Genomic DNA, 23,045 nt, shown 5'->3' on the forward strand with positions numbered 1-23,045 from the left:
TGGATCCCCCCACCCCACCTCGACCACGGCCAACCCCGCACCAACACCTACTGGCACCCCGAAAAACTCCTCCACACCGACGCGGAAGACGACGACGACGATGACGACGCGGCGTAGCGTGAGCGCGTGACTGAACGGCGCACGCTGCTATTGATGCGGCACGCGAAATCCGATTACCCGGAGGGCGTCCCGGATCATGATCGGCCGTTGGCGCCGCGCGGCATCCGGGAGGCCGGGCTTGCCGGGGACTGGTTGCGCGCCAATGTTCACGCGATCGACGCCGTGCTGTGCTCCACCGCGACGCGGGCGCGGCAGACGTTGGACAGGACGGGCATCGACGCCCCGGTGCGCTACAGCGAGCGGCTCTACGGCGCCACCCCGGGGACGATGATCGCGGAGATCAACGAGACGGGCGACGATGTCGGCACTCTGCTGGTCGTCGGTCACGAGCCCACGATGTCCGGGCTCGCGATAATCCTGGCCGCCGATGACGGCACGGACGTCGCTGTGCTGGAACGCATCTCGACGAAATTCCCGACGTCGGCCATCGCCGTGCTGGCGGTGCCGGGCGCGTGGAAGGGACTCGAACCGGGCGGGGCCGCGCTGACCGGCTTCGAGGTCCCGCGCTAGCTGTTGGTGGACAGCGTCAGCTCCATCAGCTTGAGCGCCTGCCCACAGGCATCAATCCCGGGCACCTGGGGGTTGACCCACCACCCGACCACCCCGGCCGCGTTGCTCGCCACGCCGCACGCGCCGTTCGGGTCGTCCGGGCGCATCACGATCGACTCGATACCCGCGATCGAGCGGTTCTCGACCTTGTACTTGAGGAAGTCGGCCACCTTGCGCTCTTCGCCTAGGCTGCCCTGCTCGAACCAGAACCGGGAGATATCGATCAGCCCGGCCGGGTTCGCCGCCTGCCACCGGCAGATGGCCCCGACGAACGTGCTCTGGATGTCCAGCGGATCGGCGCCGACGGTCTTGGCCAGGATATCGCTGGTCAACACCTCGCACTCCTTGAGCAGGTTCGGGTACTGCTGCTGAGAGGTGTTGTTGCGCGGGGGGTTGCCGCCCGCCTTGATGGCGTTACCCCCGATGGACCTCGAACATCCGGTCAACACCAACAGCGCGGCAAACACCACGGCAACGGCGGCTCGCGCGGCTCGTCGGCTCATTTGGAGTTCGCAATCGACTGACGGGCCAGTTCCTTGGCTATGTCGCAGGGCGGCGGGAACGGCTTCTGGCTGAAGCTGACCGACCATTCGATGAAGTCGTCCTGAAATTGGATGCCCACCTCGCAGAGCGAGTCGCCCAGGTTGGGCTCGTTGCCGACGGCGATGAAGCCGCCGTGGCCGTTGATGTTGATGTCATCGACGCTGGCGCGCGACAGCTCCTCGGTCTTGCGTTCACGTCCGATCGGGCTGCCGCGATACCAGGAAAAGGAGAAGTGCGGGCCGAGGATCCCGCCGCCCGCCAGCCACTGGCACCCGACCGAGTTCCGGGCGGTGTTCACCAGCCCGGTCACCTTCGTCAGCTCCGACACGGTCTGATCGTTGATGCCGCCGCATTGCGGGAACATCGGCCCGTGGTGGCCCTCGCCGTTGCCCGGCGTCGACGATGCCGTCGCTCCCGGTTTGTTGTCGCCGGAACCCGAGCATCCCGCAATCGTCGGGATCAGAATCGCTAAGGCCGACGCCACGAGAGCCAGCGCCCTCGCGCCTCGCCTTCTGCTCGTCACACGATGCACTGTAGCGGGATCGCGGCGGCCAACCGCTGACGCCGCGCCTGAGCAGGCATTTCGGCCCCGTGTTGACGAGCGCGGGGCGCGCCGTATGCGACAGTTACCAGATGCTCCTGGCACTGCTGCGCCAGTACATCCGGCCGTACCGGCGGCTGGTTGCGGTGCTGCTGGTGCTCCAGCTGACCAGCACCCTGGCGTCGCTGTACCTGCCCACGGTCAACGCCTCGATCATCGATGAGGGCGTCGCCAAGGGCGACACCGCCACCATCGTCCGGCTCGGCATGGTGATGCTTTCGGTCACCGGGTTGCAGGTGCTGTGCGCGGTCGGCGCCGTCTACGTCGGCTCGCGGGCGGGCATGGGCTTCGGCCGCGACCTGCGCCAGGCGATCTTCGAACACGTCACCACCTTCTCCGAGCACGAGACCGACCGATTCGGCGCGCCAACCCTGCTGACACGCAGCACCAACGACGTCCGGCAGATCCAGTACCTTGTCCAGATCGGCGGCACCGTGCTGATCACCGCTCCGATCATGTGCGTGGGCGGCATCGTCATGGCCCTGCACCAGGAGGCGGCGCTGGCCTGGCTGCTGCTGGTCAGCGTCCCGGTGATGGCGGTGACCAACTACTTCGTCATGTCGCGCATGCTGCCGCTGCTGCGCCGGCTGCAAGGCCTGATTGATGGCATCAACCGCGTGGTGCGCGACCAACTGTCCGGCGTCCGGGTGGTCCGTGCGTTCGCCCGCGAGGGCTACGAGCGCGACCGGTTCGCCCGCGCCAACACCGCGCTGTCGAACACCGCGCTGGCCGCCGGCAATTTACAGGCGCTGATGCTCCCGCTGACCACGCTGACCATCAACGTGTCCAGCGTCGCGCTGATCTGGTTCGGCGGCCTGCGCATCGACCGGGGCCAGATGCAGGTCGGTTCGCTGACCGCCTTCCTGGTGTACTTCACCCAGATCCTGATGGCGGTCCTGATGGCCACGATGACGCTGGTGGTGCTGCCGCGCGCGGCGGTGTGCGCCGAACGGATCACCGAGGTGCTCGACACCCGCGCCGCCGTGCAGGACCCACCGAACCCGAGGTTCCCGCGCGGCGGGATCGCGGGCGTCGTGCGGTTGGACGGCGCCGCCTTCACCTATCCGGGCGCCGATCGCCCGGTGCTGCAAGACATTTCGTTCGCTGCGACGCCCGGGACGACGACCGCGATCGTCGGGAGCACCGGTTCGGGCAAGTCGACGCTGATCTCCCTGATCTGCCGGCTCTACGACGTCACCTCGGGCGCCGTGCTGATCGACGACGTCGACGTCCGCGACTACCACACCGAGCGGCTCTGGTCGGCGATCGGGCTGGTGCCCCAGCGCGGCTACCTGTTCTCCGGCACCGTGGCCGAGAACCTAAGCTACGGCGCGGCTCCCGGCCAGGTGGTGACGGACGACGAAATGTGGGAGGCGTTGCGGATAGCCGACGCCGACGGGTTCGTGCGCGCCCACGATGACGGGCTGCACATGCGCGTCGCCCAGGGCGGCATCAACTTCTCCGGTGGCCAGCGGCAGCGGCTGGCGATCGCGCGGGCCGTCATCCGCCGCCCCGCGATCTACCTGTTCGACGACTCCTTCGCCGCGCTCGACGTGCACACCGACGCCCGGGTGCGCGCGTCGCTGGCGCGGGCGCGCGGTGACGCCACGATAATCGTTGTCACCCAACGTGTTTCCACCGCGGCCCAGGCCGACCAGGTGATCGTCGTCGACGGCGGGAAACTGGTGGGCGCGGGCACGCACGAATCGCTGCTCGCGGAATGTCCCACCTATGCGGAATTCGCCGACTCGCAGTCGGTGGGGGCCGGGGTGGGGGGTGAGCAATGACCGTGGCGCCCGTGGCACCGGCGGCGGGACGCTCCCGCGACTTCTGGGCATCGGCGACCCGGCTGGTGAAACGGCTTGCGCCGCAACGGCGCCTGAGTGTCGCGGTGATCGCGCTGGGCGTCACCGGCACGGCGATCGGGGTGGTCGTGCCGCGAATCCTGGGCCACGCCACCGACCTGCTGTTCGACGGCGTCATCGGGCGGCAGTTGCCGGCCGGGGTCAGCAAGGCGCAGGCCGTCGCCGCCGCCCGCGCCCGGGGCCAGAACGCGTTCGCCGACCTGCTGTCCGGGATGAACGTGGTGCCGGGGCGGGGTGTGGACTTCGGGGCGGTGGCCCGAACGCTGGCGCTGGCGCTGGCGCTGTATGTTGTTTCCGCGCTGCTGATTTGGGCGCAGGTCCGGCTGCTCAACGTCACGGTGCAGCGCACCATGGTCGCGCTGCGCTCGGACGTCGAGGACAAGATCCACCGGCTGCCGCTGGCCTACTTCGACGGGCGCCAACGCGGCGAGGTGCTGAGCCGGGTCACCAACGACATCGACAACGTGCAGTCGTCGCTGTCGATGACGATCAGCCAGCTTTTGACGGCGGCCCTGACGGTGGTGGCTGTGCTGGCGATGATGGTGTCCATCTCCCCGCTGCTGGCCGGCATCACGCTGCTGGCCGTGCCGATCTCGCTGCTGGCGACGCGGGCGATCGCGCGGCGTTCGCAGCGCCTGTTCGTCGCCCAGTGGCGAAGCACCGGGCGCCTGAACGCCCACATCGAGGAGACCTACAGCGGATTCACGGTGGTCCGGACGTTCGGCCATCAGGCCGCGGCGCGCGAGCAGTTCCGCCGCCTCAACGACGAGGTCTACCGGGCCAGCTTCGGCGCCCAGTTCTTCTCCGGCCTGGTGGCGCCGGCGACGGGGTTCATCGGCAACATCGGCTACGCCGCGGTCGCCGTCGTCGGCGGCCTGCAGGTGGCCACCGGGCAGATCACGCTGGGCAGCATCCAGGCCTTCATCCAATACCTGCGGCAGTTCAACGCGCCGGTGAGCCAGGTGGCCGGGATGTACAACACCCTGCAATCCGGCGTGGCTAGCGCCGAGCGGGTGTTCCAGCTGCTCGACGAGCCCGAGGAGCCGCCGGACCTGGAGCGGGCATTGCCGCGGTCCAACGGCGGCCGGGTCGAGTTCGAGCACGTGAACTTCGCGTACCGGCCGGGCACGCCGGTGATCCACGACCTGTCGCTGGTGGCCGAGCCGGGCAGCACGGTGGCGATCGTGGGCCCGACCGGGGCGGGCAAGACCACGATGGTGAACCTGCTGATGCGGTTCTATGACGTCGACTCGGGCCGAATACTGATCGACGGGGTCGACATCACCGCCGTGAGCAGGCAGTCGCTGCGATCGGGAATCGGCATGGTGCTGCAGGACACCTGGCTGTTCGACGGGACGATCGCGGAGAACATCGCCTACGGCCGCCCGGAAGCCACCGAAGACGAGGTGATCGAGGCCGCCAAGGCGGCGTACGTGGACCGGTTCGTGCGCACCCTGCCGTCCGGCTACCAGACCCGGGTCAGCGGCGACGGCGCGAACATCAGCGCCGGTGAGCGCCAACTCATCACCATCGCCCGCGCGTTCCTCGCCCGGCCGCAGCTGCTGATCCTGGACGAGGCGACCAGCTCGGTGGACACCCACACCGAGGTCCTGGTCCAGCACGCCATGCGCGAGCTACGTCGCGGCCGCACGAGTTTCATTATCGCGCACCGCCTTTCGACCATCCGCGACGCCGACCGCATCGTCGTCGTCGAGGCCGGCCGCATCGTCGAACAGGGCAGCCACGCCCAACTGCTGGCGCGGCGCGGCGCCTACTACGCGATGACTCGGGCTTAATCAAAGAAATCGTTGAGGATCCGTCAAGGGTCCGGCTGCAACCTTGGCGCATGTTCGCATTTCGCATCGCCGCAGCCGTCGCAACCGCTCTCGTCGGCGCCGCCGTCGGGCTCGCGGTGGCCACCGCGGGCGTCGCATCGGCCGGCACCGTCGACGACGCCTTCATCACGGATATCAGGGGCGCCGGCATCGGAATCGACTCGCCGCAGGCCGCGATCATGGACGGCTACCTGGTGTGCGTGGAGCTCAACGCCGGCAGCAGCGGGCCGGAGATCGCCCGTCAGGTGCTGAGCGAGACCAATTTGACCACCAAGCAGGCGGACTACTTCGTCGTCGTCGCCGCCAAGGCCTACTGTCCGCAATTCGCCAAGTGACGCCGAGAAGCAAAGGACTGGCCATGAAGCCGAACCGGATCGCCACGGCCACAGTCACATTCGCGGTTCTCGCGATTGCGTTCGGTGTGGCCGCCCCGGCCAATGCGGCCTCCGAGGCCGTGTACGGCGACCCCGTCGCCGCCGGCAAGTTCTGGCACCAGCAGCAGTACGACGACTGCGTCCTGATGTCCAGCGCCGACGTCATCGGTCAGATCACCGGCGAGTCGCCGTCAGAGGCCGCCATCATCGAGAAGGCCCACTCGACTGCGAGCGTGGTTCACGGCGGCCCGATCTACACCAAGCCGGCCAACCCGGACGACCCGAATTCGGGGGACGGCGCCAGCATGGCGGACATTCCCGCGTTGCTCGCGCATTATCGGGTGGCCGCGGTGGTCATCGACAGGGACGACCGCGCGGTGAGCGGAATCCGCTCGGGCATCGCGGGGCTCAAGCAGGCGCTCGGCGGCGGCCACAAGGTGATCGCCAGCGTCAACGGCGAAATCATCTGGCACGAGCCCGTCGACGCGAGGGACAAGAGCGGCAACCCGGTGTCCGACCACGCGGTGGTGGTGACCGGTGTCGACGTCGCCCACGGCATCGTCCACCTCAACGACAGCGGCATCGCCGAGGGCCGTGACGAGCAGGTTCCCATCGAGCTTTTCGTCAAAGCTTGGGACACGAGCGACGAGTTGATGGTGGTCACGCTGTAGATCGCGTTGGGGTGTTACCGAATTCGCGAAGTTCGTATCACAATCAATGAACGCAACGCCGCGGAAGACGGGAGGGTGTGACGCGCGATGGTCGAGAAACGCCTCGAGTTCGGTCTGCTCGGGCCGCTGGAAATGAGCGTTGACGGGAACCTGGTTCCCCTCGGCACCCCCAAGCAGCGGGCCGTGGGGGCCATGTTGCTGATGAACCGCAACAGCCCGGTCGGCGTTGACAGGCTGATCACGGCTCTGTGGGAGGAGTCGCCGCCGTCGGGGGCGCGGGCCAGCATCCACTCCTACGTCTCCAACCTGCGCAAGCTGCTCAGCGGCGCCGGAATTGACCCCCGGGTGGTGCTGGCCGCGGCGCCCCCGGGCTACCGCCTCAGCATCCGCGACAACGCTTGCGACATCGGGCGATTCATCGCCGAGAAGACCGCGGGCGTGCATGCGGCCGCCGCGTCCCGGTTCGAACAGGCGAGCAAGCATCTGTCGGCGGCGCTGGCGGAGTGGCGCGGGCCGGTGCTCGAGGACCTGCGCGACTTCCAGTTCGTCGACACCTATGCCACCTCCCTGGTCGAGGAGAAGATTCTGGTGCACACGGCCAAGGCGGAGGCCGAAATCGCTTGCGGGCGTGCCTTTGCCGTGATCACCGAGCTCGAGGCGCTGACCGTGGAGCACCCCTACCGCGAGCCGCTGTGGGCCCAGTTGATCACGGCGTACTACCTCACCGAGCGCCAATCCGACGCGTTGGCGGCCTACCGCCGCGTGAAGGAGACGCTCGCCGACGAGCTCGGGATCGACCCGGCCCCCAACCTGCGCGCTCTCAACGAGCGGATCCTGCGCCAGGAGCCGTTGGACGTCAAGAAGATCGCCGTGACCACCGCCGCGGTCACGCAGACGGTCATGGATCAGCACACCAGGGTTTCCGAGCGCAACGCCGTCGCGCATCTGCGCGAAGCGTCGGGGAAAAGCTATCCGGTGCAGGAGGCCGCGACCCGCATCGGGCGCCTCAGCGCCAACGACATCGTGCTGGACACCCCCAAGGTCAGCCGCCACCACGCCGTCATCGTCGACACCGGCACCAGCTGGGTGATCAACGACCTGCGCTCCTCGAACGGCGTGCAGGTGCAGGGCGAGCGCATCCGCTCAGCGACCCCGCTGCAGGACGGCGACCGCATCCGCATCGGCGAGCACGAGTTCACCTTCGAGGTCAGCCAGGGATAACGCGGGCATCAAGATTTCGTTGAGAATCCTCCAAGGGTGGGGCCCGAAGCTGAGCACACCAACGGGCCAAACCCACAGCAAAGGATCTCGACAATGTTCTCTCCCCGGTTCTCTCCCCGGTTCTCTCCCCGGTTCTCTCCCCGCATCACCGCAGTCGTCACCACGGCCATCGGCGCCGCCGCCGCCGGGCTGGCCATCGCCACCGCCGGCGCCGCCGGGGCCAGCACCGCCGACGACACCTTCATCACCGAGATGAGGGGCCTCGGCGTCACCTTCACCTCGCCGCAGGAGGCCATCAAGGAAGGCCACCAGGTGTGCAAGGAGCTGGCCGCCGGCAAGACCGGGACGGACGTCGCCACCGAGGTGCTGAGCCAGACGAACCTCACCACCAAGCAAGCCGCCTACTTCGTCGTCGACGCGGCGCAGGCCTACTGCCCGCAGCTCTCCACCCAACTGACCTGACCAACCCGCCCACCCGAATGGGGGATCCCGATCACGGGGTCCCCCATTCTTCGTTTGATCCCAAAAGCGCTGCCGCACCGATCTTTTCAAGAATTCGTTGAGATTACGACAAGGCGGATATCGGAACCTTTTCTCAACCAAACCGCAATCAAGCGGAACGAGGAAAGGACAAGCAGTGAACATCATCAACATCGCCAAGACCGCCACGCTCGCCGTGGTGGCCGGAGCCGTCGCGTTGGGAGTGGCCGCACCGTCGGGCGCCGTCGCGGGCACCATGTACGGCGACCCCGCCGCCGCCGCCAAGTGGTGGCGCTACCAGAAATACGACGACTGCGTGCTGATGGCGAGCGCCGACGTGATCGGTCAGGTCACCGGCAAAGAGCCCTCCGAGGAGGCCATCATCAAGATGGCCCAAGCGACGCCGAGCACCGACCATCCCGGCTCCATCTACGCCAAACCCGCCGACACCAGGAACCCCAACTCGGGCATGGGCACCAGCCCTCTGGACATCCCGACGCTGCTCGCCCAATACCAGATCGGGTCGGTGCTCACCGACAAGAAGCACGCTCCGGCCGACGGCTTCCTCCCGGGCATCGAGGGCCTCAAGAAGGAACTCGCCGCGGGAAACAAGATCATCGTCGGGGTCAACGCCGAAGTCATCTGGCAAGAGCCGATCGAAAAGAAGGACGAGCTCGGGAACCCGCGCGGTGACCACGCGGTGGTGGTGACCGGCGTCGACACCGCCACCAACATGGTCCACCTGAACGACAGCGGCATCCGCGCCGGACGCGACTCCCAGATCCCGGCGAAGGTCTTCCTGAAGGCGTGGGACGCCACCGACGAAATGATGATCGTCACCAGCCCGATCGGCCACTAGCGCGGGCTAGCGGTGACGGGCTGCGACCGGCCGGCCAGATCGGAACGTGTTGATATGGTCGGCGGGTCGCGGTTGTTGGGAGGATCGATGAGCGGGGCGCCGGGCTCGCGGGTAGGGACGATGTTCGGACCCTACGAACTCAAGCGGGCCCTCGGCCACGGCGGAATGGGCGAGGTCTACGAGGCCGAACACACCGTCAAGGGGTGGACCGTCGCGCTCAAGCTGATGTCGGAATCTGTCAGCAGCGACCCCGTGTTCCGCGAGCGGATGCGGCGCGAGGCCCGCATCACCGGCCGTTTGCAGGAACCCCACGTGGTGCCCATCCACGACTACGGCGAGATCGATGGGCAAATGTTTTTGGAGATGCGCCTCATCGAGGGCACCGATCTCGGGACTTTGCTCAAGCAGTTCGGGTCGCTGTCGCCGCCGCGCGCGGTGGCCATCATCACCCAGATCGCCTCCGCGCTGGACGCGGCGCACGCCGCCGAGGTGACGCACCGCGACGTCAAACCGCCCAACATCCTGGTCACCCGCGACGACTTCGCCTACCTCGTCGACTTCGGCATCGCCAGCGCGAAGACCGACGAGAAGCTGACCCAGCTCGGCACCGCCGTCGGCACGTGGAAATACATGGCGCCGGAACGGTTTTCGAACGACGAGGTCACCTACCGCGCCGACATCTACTCGTTGGCGTGTGTGTTGTTCGAATGCCTGACCGGGTCGCCGCCCTACCACTCCGACAGCGCCGGGGTCTTGGTCAGCGCCCACATGCTGGAGCCCATCCCCCAGCCCAGCGCCAAGCGGTCGGGCATCCCCCGGGCCTTCGACGGGGTGATCGCGCGCGGCATGGCCAAGAAGCCCGAAGACCGCTACGCCAGCGCCGGCGACCTGGCCCGCGCCGCCCACGACGCGCTCACCAACCCCGACCAGACCCAGGCGGTCAACATCCTGCGCCACGGCGAGGAGTCCACGCTGCCGGGACTGAATGCAGCCCAAGGGGCCGTTCGGCCCGGGGCCCCGCAGCCACTACAGGGCCGGAACCCAGCCCCCAACAGCGGACCCATCCCCCGCGCGGCCCCGCCGGCGCCCAATCGTGCCGCGCACCAACCCCAGTGGGCCGGTCCGCCGCCGCAGTTCACCGGCCCGCCCCCCTTCGGCTATGGGCATCCGCCGGCGCCGTCGCGCAAACGCAACCCGTGGCCCATCGTCGCCGCCGCGGCCGCCGCCGTCGTCGTCCTGGTGGCCGCGGTGATCGGCATCTCGATGGCCGTCGGGCACGACGACAACGAGACCCCCGACGCGGCCACCACCACGACCGCAACCACGACGACCAAGAGGACGACCACCCGCACCACCCCGGCGCCGACGTCCACCGCGCCGTCCGTCGCCGCGAGCAAGCTGCTGGGCCTGCTGCCCGCCGGCTACCCACCCGGCACGTGCACGCCGGACCCCCAACCGATGGCGGGTGCGATCGTGTCCGTCTCGTGCGGGCCGAATACCGACCCCAACGGCCCCACGATCTCGTCCTACGCGCTGTTCGGAGACCTGCAAACGGTGCAGGGCGCGTTCACCGAATTCACCGGAACCGACACGATCGTCAAGTGCCCGGGCGACAAGGCCTCGCCCGGCACCTGGTGGCATAACAAAGACCCGAACACCATCCTCGGGCAGATCGCCTGCGGCCACTACAAGGGCGATCAGCCGAAGGTGATGTGGACTAACCAGCAGACCCTGGTATTCGCGGTCGTCGGCGGAGATACCAACGGGCCGAACCTCGATCAGCTGTACAAGTGGTGGGCCGCGCACTCGTAGTGGCGCTTGACTGGGACCACAACGCGTATTACCAGCGGGTGCTGCTGAACCAGCTGCCCCCGCGATGCGGGCGGGTGCTCGAGGTCGGTTGTGGCGCGGGAGCATTCGCGACGCGACTGGCCGAGCGGGCCGAACACGTCGACGCGGTCGACAAGTCGGCGGCGATGATCGAGGCGACGCGGCGCCGCGCCACGGCCAACGTCACACCCATCCTCGCCGACGTACTGGAAATGCCCTTGCCGGCGGATCATTACGACGCGATCGTGTCGATCACCGCGTTGCACCACCTGCCCCTCGACGAGGCGCTTCGGCACCTGGCGCCGGCACTGCGCCCGGGCGGCGTGTTGGTCGCGGTGGTACTGCCGCGAACCGACCTGCCCCGCGAGGTGCCCACCGAAGTCGTTGCGGCGGTGGCCGATCGGGCGCTGGGCGCGCTCTTCGCCGGGCTGCGGGCGACCGGCTTCGGCGGCCGGTACCGGTTGGACCCGGTCAACGAGGCGATGCCGAAGGTCCTCGATGCGCCGCTGACCACCCGCGAGGCCCGCGCGGTCGCGGCCGCCACCCTGCCGGGCGCGCGCGTGCGCCGGCTGCTGTTTTGGCGTTACCTCCTGCGGTGGGACTGTCGGCGACTACCGTCTTGATTGCTGAGCCGGGGTCTCGCGGTTGGCCGCTCGGGTCGGCGGGTGTTGATATGGTCGGCGGGTCCGGGGTTGGTTTGGAGGGTCAGGGATGAGCGACGCGCAGGCCTCACGGGTGGGCTCGATGTTCGGGCCCTATCACCTGAAACGGCTGCTGGGCCGCGGTGGGATGGGCGAGGTCTACGAGGCCGAGCACACCGTCAAAGAGTGGACGGTCGCCGTCAAGCTGATGTCCGACACCTTCAGCAAGGACCCGGTGTTTCGCGAGCGGATGAAGCGCGAAGCCCGCATCGCCGGCCGTTTGCAGGAACCGCATGTGGTGCCCATCCACGACTACGGCGAGATCGACGGCCAGATGTACATGGAGATGCGGCTGATCGAGGGTGTCGACCTGGACACCCTGCTCAAGCGGTTCGGCCCGCTGACCCCGCCGCGCGCGGTGGCCATCATCACCCAGATCGCCTCCGCCCTGGACGCCGCCCACGCGGCCGGGGTGATGCACCGCGACGTCAAGCCGCCCAACATCCTGGTCACCCGCGACGACTTCGCCTACCTCGTCGACTTCGGCATCGCCAGTGCGACCACCGACGAAAAGCTGACCCAGCTCGGCACCGCGGTGGGCACCTGGAAATACATGGCGCCGGAACGGTTTTCGAACGATGAGGTCACCTACCGCGCGGACATCTACGCGCTGGCCTGTGTGCTGCACGAGGCGTTGACCGGATCGCCGCCCTACCGCGCCGACAGCGCCGGCACCCTGGTCCACGCCCACCTGTTGGACCCCATCCCGAAGCCGAGCGACGTCCGCTCGGGCATCCCCAAGGCGTTCGACGCGGTGATCGCGCGCGGCATGGCCAAGAAGCCCGAAGACCGCTACGCCAGCGCGGGCGACCTGGCCCTGGCCGCGCACGAAGCCCTCAGCGACCCCGACCAAGACCACGCCAACAACATCGTGCGTCGCAGCCAGGAAGCCACGCTGCCCGCCACCGCCGAGGCCAGCACCGCGGACGTCCTCGACCCCACGGTGGCGGCCCCGCCCGTGACCCCGCCCCAACCACAACAGGTCACCACCCCGCCGCCGGCGCCCGCCCAGGGCTACCCCGCGTCCGGTCCCATTCCGCAGGCCGCCCAAACGCCACCGCCGTGGGCCCCCGAAAGCGGGCCCATTCCCGGGGCGAACCAAGCCACCCCGCCGTACTACCAGGGCGGCAGCGGCAGCTGGGGCGGCCCGCCGCCGCAGTTCACCGGGCCGGCGTCCTCGTCGTGGAATCAGCCGCCCGCCAAGCCTAAACGCAACCCGTGGCCGATCGTCGCCGCCGTCGCGGTCGTGATCGTCCTGGCCGTCGGTGGGGTCGGGGCGTGGCTGATCCTGAAGCCCAAGCCGGCGCCGCCGCCGCCGGAACCGGTAGCGCCCGACCGGCTCAGCGCCCTGCTGCTGGATCCGTCGGGGATCAACAGCATCATGGGCTCCTCCGAGATGACGCCCGGCAAGCCCATCACGTCGATGGACACCTCAACGGTGACGCTGTCGCTGCCGAACTGCCTGGGGGCGCTCTACACCAGCCAGGACCCGGTGTACGCGGGGACCGGCTACACGGGCGTGAGCGGGCTGGTGTCCTCGGAATCCGGCGACAACTACGACCACTGGGTCAACCAGGCCGCCGTCGCATTCCCGTCCGCCGACAAGGCGAAGGCGTTCGTGCAGGCGTCGTCCGACAAGTGGAAGGGCTGCGCCGGCAAGACGGTGACGGTGACGAACAAGAGCAAGCAGTACCGGTGGACGTTCGCCCAACTCAACGGCAGCCCGCCGAAAATCACCATCATGGACACCCAGGAGGGCGCCGACGGCTGGGAGTGCCAGCGCGCGATGGGTGTGGCCAACAACGTCGTCGTCGACGTCAACGCCTGCGGTTACCACATCACCGATCAGGGCGGGCAGATCACCGACAAGATCCTCGCCAAGGTCGGCAACGAATAACCAAGGGCCAGTTCGGCTTACGACTGGAGGTCGGGGCCCTCGGCGCGCAGGTCGTCGACCGCCGACATGGCGTCGCGCAGCTTGGCCAGCCACTCCTCGGTGTGCTCGCCGACCAGCTTGACCGTCCACGCGAGCGCGTCCGCGCGCGACCGCGCGACGCCGGCGTCGACCAGCGTGTCGAGCACCTGACGCTCGGGTTGCTTCAGGCGCGTCATCACCGGTACGGCGATGTGGGTGAACAGGATTCGCTCGGTGCCGGTTTTGGTACCGACTTCGACGCCCCAGGAAACCTTGCGCCCGTAACGATCCTGCGCCTCGTCGGCGATGCGCATGCGCTCCGAACGGGTCTCTTCGCGGAACCGTGACACGCGCCCTTCCGCGCGGGCCTCGCTCTCTTCCTCGCCGGAGCCCGCGGGCTCGGGCAGCTTGCCGATGACGGTGATCTCCTCGCGGTCGACGATGACGGTGGGGTCGCCGTCGAACCAGGCTTCCGGTAGGCGTCCGGCGAACCATTCCGCCGCGCCGCTCGCGTCGGGCTGCTGGGCCTGCTGCCAGCCGCCGGGCCGGCCGTAGCGCCGCCCGTGGGTGTGGTGTGTCTTCATGATTACATAATTACACCGTTACACGTGTAATGGAATGGCGTTCACCGGGGGCGAATTCTGGCAGGCCCGTCGAGGGTGGGGGCTAGGGACGAATTCGGGGCCGCAACCGTACCTAGGACCCACCTTCGGCGCCCTTGTCCGGGGCTGTTCGGAGTTGTATTTTTGGTAGCGAAGCAGGCCCGGAAGCGACCGATTCGAAGCGCTGGGAAACGGGGTAGGAAACCAGCCGCGTACGACCTAAGCGTCAAACGCCCCCTAGAGTCGCCCGGGCCTGCCTATGCGTCGCCGCGGCGGACCCGGAAAAGTTTCACCTCGTTCTTGATGCCCTTGAGGCGGCGCGCACCGGCGAACGAACCCTGCAGGTTCCCGGCGTGACCCGTCGCGTTGAGGGCCTCCCAGACCGAATCGGCGACCAGCACGGTGCCCGGTCGCGCCACGGCGGCGACCCGGCTTGCCACGTTGACCGGGCTGCCGAACCAGTCGCCGGCCCGGCTGACCGCCATGCCGGAGGCCACCCCCGCCCGCAGCCGGGGGAAGTCGTTGTCGGTGTCGACGGCCTCGACGAGCTTGAGCACGGCGTCCAGGATGGGCAGCGGCTCGGGGCAGACGAACATGGCCGCGTCGCCGATCGTCTTGACGAACCGCACCGGCGGGACGGTCACGTCCCGGGCAAGGTGGGCCAGCCGGTTGGCCAGCTGCCCCAGCTCCTCGGCCGACACCACCTCCCCTATCCGGGTGAAGCCGACAAGGTCGGCGAAGGCGACGGTGATCTGGCGCGCGCCGGGAAGCGGCTTGCCCGCGGCCCGTTCGGCGGCGTTGACGGCCTCGGTCTCCATCATGTGCCGCAGCTGCATGAACAGCATGTGCTGGATCATCGGGCCGAGCATCGGCTCGATCTCGCTGACCAAAGCCTTTGACGCCTGGGCGATTTCCAGCTCGGTGGCGCCCGGTCGCATGATCGTCGAAAGGGCGGCGTACCGCATCACCTCGGCGGCGCGGGACAGGCCCTCGGCGAGCACCCGGACCACGAGGACCAGTTGCTCGGGATCCAGGCCCAGCTCGACGAAGCGCTGGGTGAAGGCGGCGGCCTCGCCGTCGGCGCGCATGTGCACGGCCGCGTCGGGGTCGTCGACCCGCACCAGCCCGATGGCGCGCTGCACCTGCTGAAGCAGCGCCAGGTCGACGCCGTAGGTCTCGCTGATCTCACGGGTGGAGACGTAGGTCCCGTCGTCGCCGATCAGGTGGCGGGTGGCCAGCAGCAGGGGCGGGTTGGTGCTCCGGATCTCCTCGCGCGTGATCCCCTGCTCGAGCAGCCACCGCACGAGTTCCGCCCGCTCGGCGCGCGCGGCGCCCTCGAGCCCCTCCAGCAGATCGTCGATGTTTTCCTCGGCGGCGTCGGGCATTCGGTTTCCCCTATGACACCGGCGGGCGCCGGTGGGCCCATGGCCTGGCGGCCTCGATCTGCGCCGACAGCGACAGCAGCGTTGCCTCGTCGTACGGCCGGCCGACCAGCTGCACGGCGATCGGCAACCCGTGGCCGTCGAGGTCCCACGGCACGGCCGCGGCGGGCTGACCGGTCAGGTTCCAGATAGGGAAATAGGGAACCTGCTGCGCCACCAGCAGCAGCGTCGCGACGCCGCCGCGGCGCCGGTAGGCGCCGACGCGCGGGGGCCCCGTCGCGTTGCCCGGCGTGACGACGACGTCGACGTCGTCGAAGATCGCCTGGATCCGGCCGGCCACCGCGGGCTCCGCGGCGCGGATCGCGTCCATCCTGCGGTCCGAGAAGAGCGCGCCGGCGCGCGCCAGGCTGCGGGTGCGGGCCTCGAGGCGTTCGGGGTGCGCCTGGGCGTCCGCGTCGTCGCTGATGCCGCGCAGGAAGCGGGGCAGGTAATTGGTCAGCACCGCGGCCGGCGGGTACTCGGGGTCGCGGATGATGACGTCGTGCCCCAGGTCGCGCAACAGCGCGCCCGCCTCGTGCACCGCGGCCAGCTGCGCCTTGCCGACGCGGACGGCGACCGGCATTGGGCCCTTGGTGCTCAACGCAATTCGCAGCCGGCCCGGCTGGCGGCCGGCTGCGGCGACGAACTCGCCCTCCGGACCCGGCACGGTTGAGGTCGCGTCCAGGAACGTCGCGGCGTCGCGCACCGACCGGGCGATCGGGCCGTTGACGCTCAGCCCGTGCCACGCGTTGTCGTGCGGCTCCAGCGACACCCGGTCGCGTTGCGGCTTCACGCCGAACACCCCGCACCACGACGACGGGATGCGAATCGACCCGCCGCCGTCGGATCCCAGCGCCAGCGGCGCCAGCCCGGCGGCCACCGCGGCCGCGCTGCCGCCGCTGCTGCCACCCGGGGTGCGCCTGAGGTCCCACGGGTTGCGCGTTGCTCCGAAGGTCAGTGACTCGGTGAACGGAAAGATCATCAGCTCGGGCACATTGGTCTTGCCGATGACGACCGCCCCCGCGGCGCGCAGCCGCCGCACCGCCTCCGCGTCGGACGTCACCGCGGGGCGGTGCCCGCCGCTGCCGCACGCCGTCACCTCGCCCGCGACGTCGACGTCGTCCTTGATCGCGATCGGCACCCCGAGCAGCGGCAGCCGCTCCCCCGCGTCGAGGCGCTCCTGCGCCACCGCCGCCTCGTACCGCGCGGTGTCGGCCAGCACTACGCGGTAGCAGCGCAACTCGCTGTCCAGCCGCGCGATCCGGTCCAGATAGATTTCGAGCAACTCCGGCGCGGTCAGTTCGCCGTCGGCCAGCATCCGGGCCTGTTCGGCCGCGCCGGCAAAGGCCACTTCGCGAGCGTCCACCGCCGCAGCGTATCCGGCGATCAGTACCGTGGGCGACATGTCCTGCGTGTTCTGTGCGATCGTCGCCGGCGACGCCCCGGCCCACCGGATCTACGAAGACGACGGATACCTGGCGATCCTCGACATCCGACCGTTCACTCGCGGCCACACGCTGGTGATCCCCAAACGGCACACCGTCGACCTGACCGACACCCCGCCGCAGACGCTCGCCGACATGGCGACCATCGGCCAGCGGGTCGCGCGTGCCGCGCGGACAACGGAGTTGGCCGACGCGACGAACATCGCGATCAACGACGGCCGCCCCGCCTTCCAGACGGTGATGCACATCCACCTGCACGTGCTGCCGCGGCGCAACGGTGACAAGCTGTCGTTCGCCAAGGGGATGCTCTTGCGCCGCGACCCGGACCGGGAGGCCACCGCACGGATCTTGCGGGAGGCGATGGCCCGGATCGACGCGAGTCAGACAGACTGAGCTCATGAGCAATCTGACCCCGCTAGAACAATTCGTGCTTATCCCGTTCCTGCGCCTGCACGACACGATTTACCGCAAGACCGACGGCAGGATCGGCCACCAGATACCGGGGATGCCGCCCAGCCTGCTGCTCCACACCGTCGGCGCGAAGACCGGCCAGCAGCGCACCACCACGCTGACCTACGCCAAGGACGGCGACTCGTACGTGATCGTCGCGTCCAAGGGAGGCGACGACCACAACCCCGGGTGGTACCACAACCTGCAGAAGCGTCCCGACTGCGAGATCAACGTCGGCGCCAAGCGCATCGGCGTGACCGCACGGAAAGTCGGCCCCGACGACCCCGACTACGCGCGGCTGTGGGAGCTGGTTAACCGGAACAATGGCAACCGCTACAGCAGCTATCAGACCCGGACGTCGCGGCCCATCCCCGTCTTTTTATTGACTCCGCGGTGAATATTGCGGCGTCCGCCCGCATTGCCCTGCGGCGGTTTATTCTCCTGTAGCGCGCGACGAAGCGCGGGATCGGCTGGGGCGGCTATGACACGCTGGACGGGAAATCCGTGGCGGCGGTTCGGGCTGTCCGCGCGCATGGGCTGGCTCCTCGTCGCTGTTTACGGCACGGCGGCGGTGCTGGTTGTCGCCTCGTCGGTGAACAGATGGCGCGGCGCGTACGGAACGCGGCCAGTGGACGAAATTGTGTTCGCGCTGTGCCTGCTGGTGACGGCCGCAACTGCCGGCTACGCGGCCCGCTTCTCGACCGGGCGCCGCAGATTCGGATGGCTGGCGCTGGTGATCGGCCTGCTGGGCTGGGCCGCGGGTGAGGTCCTGTGGTCGGTGTACGAGGTGCGTCCGGATATCGAGCACGCCACCCACCCCGCCGCGGCGGAGGCGGTGTTCACTTTGTACCCGATCGGCGCGATGGTCTCGTTAGCGCTGCTGTCGCATTTGTCCCGCCACAGCCCTCGGCGGTTGGTGCTGGACGGCCTCATCGTGGCGACTTCGCTGTTCGTCATCTCGTGGGTGTTCGTCCTCGACAAGCAGCTACGCGAGAACAGCGGCTCGCGGCTTGCGACGCTCATCGAGGTCTTCGCCGACGTCGTTCTGCTGACGACGGCAATCCTGATGCTGTCCCGGATCCGGTCCAACGACCTGCCGAGCCGGGGTTTGCTGGCGGCCGGAATCGCGACCATCACCACTGCAGACATCGCGATGGTTTTCCAAACCGGAGTGGGCAGCTATCACCTGGGCGACCTGACCGATCTGGGGCGGGTCGCCGGATTCGCACTGCTCTCGCTGGCGGGCCTGGCCAGCGTGCACGAGACCGCCACGGACCCGGTACGGACCGAGATCATGTCCCCTGCCTTGCTCTGGCTGCCCTACCTGCCGCTCATGCTGGCCGCCGCCGTCGGCCTGGGCCAGGCGGTGAACCTGATGGCGCATGGACCGATGCTCGCCGCGCTGGCGATCCTGGTCGCCGCCGTGCTCGCCCGGCAGTTCATCGTGCTGATGGAAAACCAGGGCCTGCTGTCCGAAGTCGCGCGGGAAGCGTTCCGCGACAGCCTGACCGGGCTCGCCAACCGCGCGCACTTCCTGCATCGCCTGGAACAGGCCGTCACGCGGCAACGCCTCGAGGGTGGACCGATCGCGGTGCTGTGCCTCGACCTCGACAACTTCAAGTCGGTCAACGACGCGCTGGGGCATCCGGCCGGCGACGAACTCCTCGTCCGGGTGGCCGGCCGGCTCACCGCCGCGCTGGAGGACACCGCCACCGTGGTGGCGCGCCTCGGCGGCGACGAGTTCGCCGTCCTCCTCGAGGCATCGCTCGACGAATCGCAGACGGCCGCGGATCGGGTGCTCGACGCGTTCGGGACGCCCATCGTGATCGACGGCGTTCCCATCGACGTCAGGCCCAGTATCGGCTACACGGTCGCCACGGCCGCGTCGAATTGCACCGTGGATCAGCTCCTCCAGCACGCCGACCTCGCCATGTATGCCGCCAAACGCGAAGGCGGACAATGCATTCGGGGATTCGTGCCGAACCTGCCGTTCCCCTATGCGTTCCCCCAGTTGGCCGAGTCGGCGGAGCCCACGCCGGCGAGCGTGGACCGGGTAACCACCGGCGCATTCGGTAGGGAGACGAGGCTGGCACGGTCGCTGGCGCCGATCGCCGAGGCCGCGACGGCACCGCGGGGCCGACCGCACGATGTGCCCGACGGTGTGCGGTGGCCTCCCGCGTCGATCCGGATCGCCTTGGCGGCGTTGGGGATTGGTGTGGCCACCTTCGCCGTGACGAGCGTGGTGGCTCCCGATGTCGCACGCAACGCGTTCTTCGCCAAATGCCTGTACCCCACCCTGAACCTGGCGGCCGCGGCGCTGATCGCCGTTCGCGCCCACCGCGTTACGGCCGATCGCCTCGCCTGGGCCTTGATCGCGACCGGCATGGCCGTGTCTGCCGTGGGTGACATCGTCTACGCCGCATGGGTTCCCAACGGCCAGTCGCCGTCGGCCGCCGATCCGGAGTACCTGGCGTTCTACCCGCTCCTCTACGCCGGGCTGCTGTTGCTGATGCGATCGCGGCTGAAGGTGGTGCCGCTTCCGATCCGGCTCGATGCCCTGGTGTGCGCGCTCGCCGCGGCCGCGGTGGGCGTGGCGCTCCGGGCGGGGCCGATGCACGCGGCCGCGGTCCGGGCGCCGGCGACCGTGCTGGTGGGCCTGGTCTACCCGTGGGGCGACTTGGTCCTGTTGGCCCTGACCGCCGGCATGTTGCCAATCCTCGGCTGGCGCAAGGGATTCCGCTGGGCCCTGCTCGTCGTCGGATTCATCGCCTTTGCCGTCGCTGACACGGCGTACCTCTTCGAGACAGCCGAGGGCAGTTACCGGGTCGGCACCACGCTGGACGCCCTCTGGCCCGCGGCGTCGCTACTGGTGGCCATCGCCAGCTGGGCGCCGTGGTCGTCGACGCCGCCCGCACCGCGACGCGGGCTCGGTTCCTACGCGGTGCCACTAGCGTGCACCCTGGTGGCGCTCGGCGTCGTCGTGAGTCACAACTCAAGGCTGGCAACGACTCTCGCCGCGTTGAGCCTGGTCGCGGTCGCAGCGCGGCTGTCGGCGACCTTCCGCGACGTCAGCATGCTGGCCGAAAACCACAAGCAGGCGATGACCGACGAACTGACCGGCCTGCCCAATCGGCGGTCGCTGGCGACCGCGCTGACCGGGCTGCCCGACTCGGCGCCGGTCGGACCGCTGTCGGCGCCCGGGACGCCGTCGCGGAGGGCCTTGTTGCTGTTGCACCTGTACGAGTTCGACGAGATCAGCGACTCCGTCGGCCAGCATTTCGGCGATGAGCTGTTGCGCGACGTTGCGCACCGGCTCGCGCGGTGCGTGCGTCGCGAAGACCTGCTGGCGCGGGTGGGCGAGGACGAGTTCGCGCTCCTGCTCGGCGAGGGGTCCGACCTCATCGCCGCGCGCGCCCAGGCGGGCCGGTTGCTCGAGGTACTGAGCGAACCGTTCGCGCTCGACCCGATCACCGTGCAGGTCGATGCCCGCATCGCCATCGCGCTCTGCCCCGACCACTGCGATCATCCGCAGGAGCTGCTCAGCCGCGCGGAAATCGCGATCCCGCACGCGAAATCGGCCGTCAGCAGGATCGCGGTCTATGACTCGGCATACGAGATGTACCGCGACAACGACCCCAACCTCGTCGAGGAACTGCGCGTCGCGCTGTTGGACGACGACCAGCTGACGGTGCACTACCAGCCGAAGATCAACGCGAGCGACGGCAGTGTTCACAGCGTCGAGGCGCTGCTGCGGTGGCGGCATCCCAGCCGCGGGTTGCTGCTCCCGGACGAATTCCTGAACGCCGCCGAACGCGGCGGCCTGATGCGTCAGGTGGCCAACCGCGCCATCGACATCGCGCTGGAGCAGGTCCGGTCGTGGCGCGACCAGGGCATGCCGCTGACCGTCGCGGTGAACCTGTCCACCACCAACCTGCTCGACCTGGACCTGGTGAGCACGGTCGAGCGACTGCTGCACACGCACGCACTGCCCCCCGACGCCCTCATCGTCGAGATCACCGAGAGCGCGCTGGTGGACTCGGCACGCTCACGCAACACCGTCGCCGCGCTGCAGCGCCTCGGCGTGCGGATTTCGCTCGACGACTACGGCACGGGGTGGTCGTCGCTGGCGCGGCTGCAGGACGTCTCGGTCGACGAGCTGAAACTCGACCGGATCTTCGTGGCGCGACTGGCCCAGGACCCGCGATCGGTCGCGATCGTGCGGTCGACGGTGGCCCTGGCCCGCAGCCTGGGCGCCGACCTGGTGGCCGAGGGCGTCGAAGACGAGCTCACCCTGCGCGCGGTGCGGCGATACGGCTGCACCATCACCCAGGGCTTCGTGCACAGCCCGCCGTTGCCGGCGAACGACCTGCGCGACTGGATCGCCGAGCACGCTCCCAGTACCACGTCGCAGGCGGGCGTGACCGACTAGAACAGCTCCTTGGCCAGCAGCTCCAGCGTCGCGACCCGAGCCGGCGCCGTCGCGGGATCAGTACCCAGGTGGGCCGACGCCACGGGGTGGACCATCACCTCGTCGACGTCGAACCGTTCGGCCAGAGCGCGCACCTGCCCGGCCGCCTCCTCCGGCGTGCCGACGACGGCCCGCATGAGCCCGCTCTCCACGATGCGCTGCTGTTCCGGGCCGAGCTGGGCGACTTCGGCCTCCTCGACCAGTGGCACCGGCCCGAGCGGTTGGCCTGTGCGCAGGCGCGCCATCATCTGCAGGTTGGGCAGCATCAAAGCCGTTGCCTCGTCGCGGGTTTCGGCCACCGTGGCGTTGACCGTCAAGAACGTCACCGGCTCGGGCGTCAGCGCGCTCGGCTTGAATCGAGAGCGGTACACCTCGAGCGCCTCCTCGGTGCCCTGGCCCGAGAAGTGATGCGCGAACACGTACGGCAGCCCTTTGGCCGCGGCCAGGTGCGCCGAGTACATCGACGAGCCCAGCAGCCACAGCCGCGGTTCGCTCGCGGCCGCCGGGGTGGCCTTCAGCCGATAGTCCCCCGAGCGCAGCGGCACCACCACGCCGCGCGCGCTCATCAGCGCGGCCACGTCGTCGAGGTAGTCGGGGAAGCGCTCGATGTCCTCGTCGCCGCGGCTGCCGCGCAGCGCGTACGACGTCACCGGGTCGGAGCCAGGCGCGCGCCCGATGCCCAGGTCGATGCGGCCCGGCGCGGCGGCTTCCAGCAGCGCGAACTGCTCGGCGACCGCCAGCGGCGCGTGGTTGGGCAGCATCACGCCGCCCGAGCCGAGGCGGACCTGCGTGGTCTGGGCGGCCAGGTAGGCGATCAGGACCGGCGGGCTGGTGGCGCCCACGGACGGCATGTTGTGGTGTTCGGCGACCCAGTAGCGGGTGAAGCCCAGCCGGTCGGCGGCCTGCGCCAGCTGCACGGTGGCCGCGAGCGCGTCGCCGGTCGTCTGGTCGCTGCGGACCGGGACGAGGTCAAGGACGGAAAGTCGCACGATGGCGTCAACGCCGTTTTGCCTGCGAACGTTCCCGCGCTTGCGGGTGCACTCACGGTTTTCGGTGTGTACGCAGGGCGGGATTCCGGCGATTTTTGTGCCCAGG

General features: G+C 69.1%; 20 protein-coding genes and 1 pseudogene. 15 read left to right on the top strand and 6 right to left on the bottom strand.

All coding sequences use genetic code 11. The annotated features are described in order from the left end of the window. Nucleotides 1-117: pseudogene (locus tag AWB92_RS30555) on the top strand (hypothetical protein); the annotation flags it as partial. A 9-nt stretch (nucleotides 118-126) separates the two neighbouring features. Beyond that, on the top strand, nucleotides 127-630 hold the full coding sequence (locus AWB92_RS14725) for a histidine phosphatase family protein (protein WP_085186562.1): 504 nt from the start codon (nucleotides 127-129) through the stop codon (nucleotides 628-630). Here the strand turns inward: AWB92_RS14725 and AWB92_RS14730 are convergent. Further along, the gene (locus tag AWB92_RS14730) at nucleotides 627-1,172 is read right to left on the bottom strand and encodes a DUF3558 domain-containing protein (RefSeq protein ID WP_085186564.1); all 546 of its coding nucleotides are present in this window, start codon (nucleotides 1,170-1,172) and stop codon (nucleotides 627-629) included. The two genes, AWB92_RS14725 and AWB92_RS14730, sit on opposite strands and share 4 nt — an antisense overlap. Further along, complete coding sequence (locus tag AWB92_RS14735; RefSeq protein WP_173817424.1) at nucleotides 1,169-1,705, bottom strand: DUF3558 domain-containing protein; 537 nt, start codon at nucleotides 1,703-1,705, stop codon at nucleotides 1,169-1,171. The genes AWB92_RS14730 and AWB92_RS14735 overlap by 4 nt, the downstream gene beginning before the upstream one ends. Nucleotides 1,706-1,845: 140 nt before the next feature. On the opposite strand from AWB92_RS14735, the gene AWB92_RS14740 reads away from it, so the two are divergent. The 10 genes from AWB92_RS14740 (at nucleotide 1,846) to AWB92_RS14785 (ending at nucleotide 13,546) form a co-directional block, all read left to right on the top strand. Continuing rightward, the gene (locus tag AWB92_RS14740; RefSeq protein WP_085186566.1) at nucleotides 1,846-3,600 is read left to right on the top strand and encodes an ABC transporter ATP-binding protein; all 1,755 of its coding nucleotides are present in this window, start codon (nucleotides 1,846-1,848) and stop codon (nucleotides 3,598-3,600) included. Further along, complete coding sequence (locus AWB92_RS14745; protein WP_085186568.1) at nucleotides 3,597-5,474, top strand: ABC transporter ATP-binding protein; 1,878 nt, start codon at nucleotides 3,597-3,599, stop codon at nucleotides 5,472-5,474. Before AWB92_RS14740 ends, AWB92_RS14745 begins: the two co-directional genes overlap by 4 nt. 50 nt (nucleotides 5,475-5,524) lie before the next feature. Further along, nucleotides 5,525-5,848 (top strand): DUF732 domain-containing protein, encoded by a 324-nt coding sequence (locus tag AWB92_RS14750; protein WP_085186570.1) that lies wholly within the window; start codon nucleotides 5,525-5,527, stop codon nucleotides 5,846-5,848. Nucleotides 5,849-5,871: 23 nt separating this feature from the next. Further along, nucleotides 5,872-6,558, top strand: a complete 687-nt coding sequence (locus AWB92_RS14755) for a hypothetical protein (RefSeq protein WP_085186572.1) — start codon at nucleotides 5,872-5,874, stop codon at nucleotides 6,556-6,558. A gap of 87 nt (nucleotides 6,559-6,645) precedes the next feature. Then, entirely contained in the window at nucleotides 6,646-7,779 is a 1,134-nt protein-coding gene (locus AWB92_RS14760; protein ID WP_085186574.1) for a BTAD domain-containing putative transcriptional regulator, read from the top strand. 93 nt (nucleotides 7,780-7,872) lie between these two features. Then, nucleotides 7,873-8,241 (top strand): DUF732 domain-containing protein, encoded by a 369-nt coding sequence (locus AWB92_RS14765; protein WP_085186576.1) that lies wholly within the window; start codon nucleotides 7,873-7,875, stop codon nucleotides 8,239-8,241. A gap of 175 nt (nucleotides 8,242-8,416) precedes the next feature. Beyond that, on the top strand, nucleotides 8,417-9,118 hold the full coding sequence (locus AWB92_RS14770) for a C39 family peptidase (protein ID WP_085186578.1): 702 nt from the start codon (nucleotides 8,417-8,419) through the stop codon (nucleotides 9,116-9,118). Between the two features lie 87 nt (nucleotides 9,119-9,205). Continuing rightward, entirely contained in the window at nucleotides 9,206-10,930 is a 1,725-nt protein-coding gene (locus AWB92_RS14775) for a serine/threonine-protein kinase (protein ID WP_085186621.1), read from the top strand. Beyond that, a complete protein-coding gene (locus tag AWB92_RS14780; RefSeq protein WP_085186580.1) occupies nucleotides 10,930-11,571 on the top strand; it encodes a class I SAM-dependent methyltransferase in 642 nt (213 codons plus the stop codon). Before AWB92_RS14775 ends, AWB92_RS14780 begins: the two co-directional genes overlap by 1 nt. An 88-nt stretch (nucleotides 11,572-11,659) precedes the next feature. Continuing rightward, on the top strand, nucleotides 11,660-13,546 hold the full coding sequence (locus tag AWB92_RS14785; protein ID WP_085186582.1) for a serine/threonine-protein kinase PknH/PknJ: 1,887 nt from the start codon (nucleotides 11,660-11,662) through the stop codon (nucleotides 13,544-13,546). 17 nt (nucleotides 13,547-13,563) lie between these two features. On the opposite strand, the gene AWB92_RS14790 is transcribed toward AWB92_RS14785, so the two are convergent. The 3 genes from AWB92_RS14790 to AWB92_RS14800 form a co-directional block, all read right to left on the bottom strand. Next, nucleotides 13,564-14,148: a hypothetical protein gene (locus AWB92_RS14790; RefSeq protein WP_068109228.1), complete on the bottom strand. Its 585-nt coding sequence runs from the start codon at nucleotides 14,146-14,148 to the stop codon at nucleotides 13,564-13,566. Between the two features lie 275 nt (nucleotides 14,149-14,423). After that, nucleotides 14,424-15,551: an adenylate/guanylate cyclase domain-containing protein gene (locus AWB92_RS14795; protein ID WP_085186583.1), complete on the bottom strand. Its 1,128-nt coding sequence runs from the start codon at nucleotides 15,549-15,551 to the stop codon at nucleotides 14,424-14,426. A 10-nt stretch (nucleotides 15,552-15,561) separates the two neighbouring features. Next, entirely contained in the window at nucleotides 15,562-16,953 is a 1,392-nt protein-coding gene (locus AWB92_RS14800) for an amidase (protein WP_142282099.1), read from the bottom strand. 37 nt (nucleotides 16,954-16,990) lie between these two features. Here AWB92_RS14800 and AWB92_RS14805 point away from each other — a divergent pair, with 37 nt between their 5' ends. From AWB92_RS14805 to AWB92_RS14815, 3 genes are all read left to right on the top strand, one after another. After that, nucleotides 16,991-17,425 (top strand): HIT family protein, encoded by a 435-nt coding sequence (locus AWB92_RS14805; protein ID WP_085186587.1) that lies wholly within the window; start codon nucleotides 16,991-16,993, stop codon nucleotides 17,423-17,425. 4 nt (nucleotides 17,426-17,429) lie between these two features. After that, nucleotides 17,430-17,879: a nitroreductase family deazaflavin-dependent oxidoreductase gene (locus AWB92_RS14810; RefSeq protein WP_085186589.1), complete on the top strand. Its 450-nt coding sequence runs from the start codon at nucleotides 17,430-17,432 to the stop codon at nucleotides 17,877-17,879. 135 nt (nucleotides 17,880-18,014) lie between these two features. Beyond that, nucleotides 18,015-21,911, top strand: a complete 3,897-nt coding sequence (locus AWB92_RS14815; RefSeq protein ID WP_241523458.1) for a bifunctional diguanylate cyclase/phosphodiesterase — start codon at nucleotides 18,015-18,017, stop codon at nucleotides 21,909-21,911. Here the strand turns inward: AWB92_RS14815 and AWB92_RS14820 are convergent. Beyond that, the gene (locus tag AWB92_RS14820; protein WP_085186593.1) at nucleotides 21,908-22,939 is read right to left on the bottom strand and encodes an LLM class flavin-dependent oxidoreductase; all 1,032 of its coding nucleotides are present in this window, start codon (nucleotides 22,937-22,939) and stop codon (nucleotides 21,908-21,910) included. The genes AWB92_RS14815 and AWB92_RS14820 overlap by 4 nt on opposite strands. Between the last annotated feature and the right edge of the window lie 106 nt (nucleotides 22,940-23,045).

It is taken from the genome of Mycobacterium sp. IEC1808, assembly GCF_002101935.1.
In the GTDB taxonomy this organism is placed as follows: Bacteria; Actinomycetota; Actinomycetes; order Mycobacteriales; family Mycobacteriaceae; genus Mycobacterium.

What these genes read in the sequence shown, in the direction of transcription:
- AWB92_RS14730 (WP_085186564.1), bottom strand. Translation starts at nt 1,172, where the DNA reads ATGAGCCGACGAGCCGCGCGAGCCGCCGTTGCCGTGGTGTTTGCCGCG.
- AWB92_RS14740 (WP_085186566.1), top strand. Translation starts at nt 1,846, where the DNA reads ATGCTCCTGGCACTGCTGCGCCAGTACATCCGGCCGTACCGGCGGCTG.
- AWB92_RS14745 (WP_085186568.1), top strand. Translation starts at nt 3,597, where the DNA reads ATGACCGTGGCGCCCGTGGCACCGGCGGCGGGACGCTCCCGCGACTTC.
- AWB92_RS14750 (WP_085186570.1), top strand. Translation starts at nt 5,525, where the DNA reads ATGTTCGCATTTCGCATCGCCGCAGCCGTCGCAACCGCTCTCGTCGGC.
- AWB92_RS14755 (WP_085186572.1), top strand. Translation starts at nt 5,872, where the DNA reads ATGAAGCCGAACCGGATCGCCACGGCCACAGTCACATTCGCGGTTCTC.
- AWB92_RS14760 (WP_085186574.1), top strand. Translation starts at nt 6,646, where the DNA reads ATGGTCGAGAAACGCCTCGAGTTCGGTCTGCTCGGGCCGCTGGAAATG.
- AWB92_RS14765 (WP_085186576.1), top strand. Translation starts at nt 7,873, where the DNA reads ATGTTCTCTCCCCGGTTCTCTCCCCGGTTCTCTCCCCGGTTCTCTCCC.
- AWB92_RS14775 (WP_085186621.1), top strand. Translation starts at nt 9,206, where the DNA reads ATGAGCGGGGCGCCGGGCTCGCGGGTAGGGACGATGTTCGGACCCTAC.
- AWB92_RS14785 (WP_085186582.1), top strand. Translation starts at nt 11,660, where the DNA reads ATGAGCGACGCGCAGGCCTCACGGGTGGGCTCGATGTTCGGGCCCTAT.
- AWB92_RS14790 (WP_068109228.1), bottom strand. Translation starts at nt 14,148, where the DNA reads ATGAAGACACACCACACCCACGGGCGGCGCTACGGCCGGCCCGGCGGC.
- AWB92_RS14795 (WP_085186583.1), bottom strand. Translation starts at nt 15,551, where the DNA reads ATGCCCGACGCCGCCGAGGAAAACATCGACGATCTGCTGGAGGGGCTC.
- AWB92_RS14805 (WP_085186587.1), top strand. Translation starts at nt 16,991, where the DNA reads ATGTCCTGCGTGTTCTGTGCGATCGTCGCCGGCGACGCCCCGGCCCAC.
- AWB92_RS14810 (WP_085186589.1), top strand. Translation starts at nt 17,430, where the DNA reads ATGAGCAATCTGACCCCGCTAGAACAATTCGTGCTTATCCCGTTCCTG.
- AWB92_RS14815 (WP_241523458.1), top strand. Translation starts at nt 18,015, where the DNA reads ATGGGCTGGCTCCTCGTCGCTGTTTACGGCACGGCGGCGGTGCTGGTT.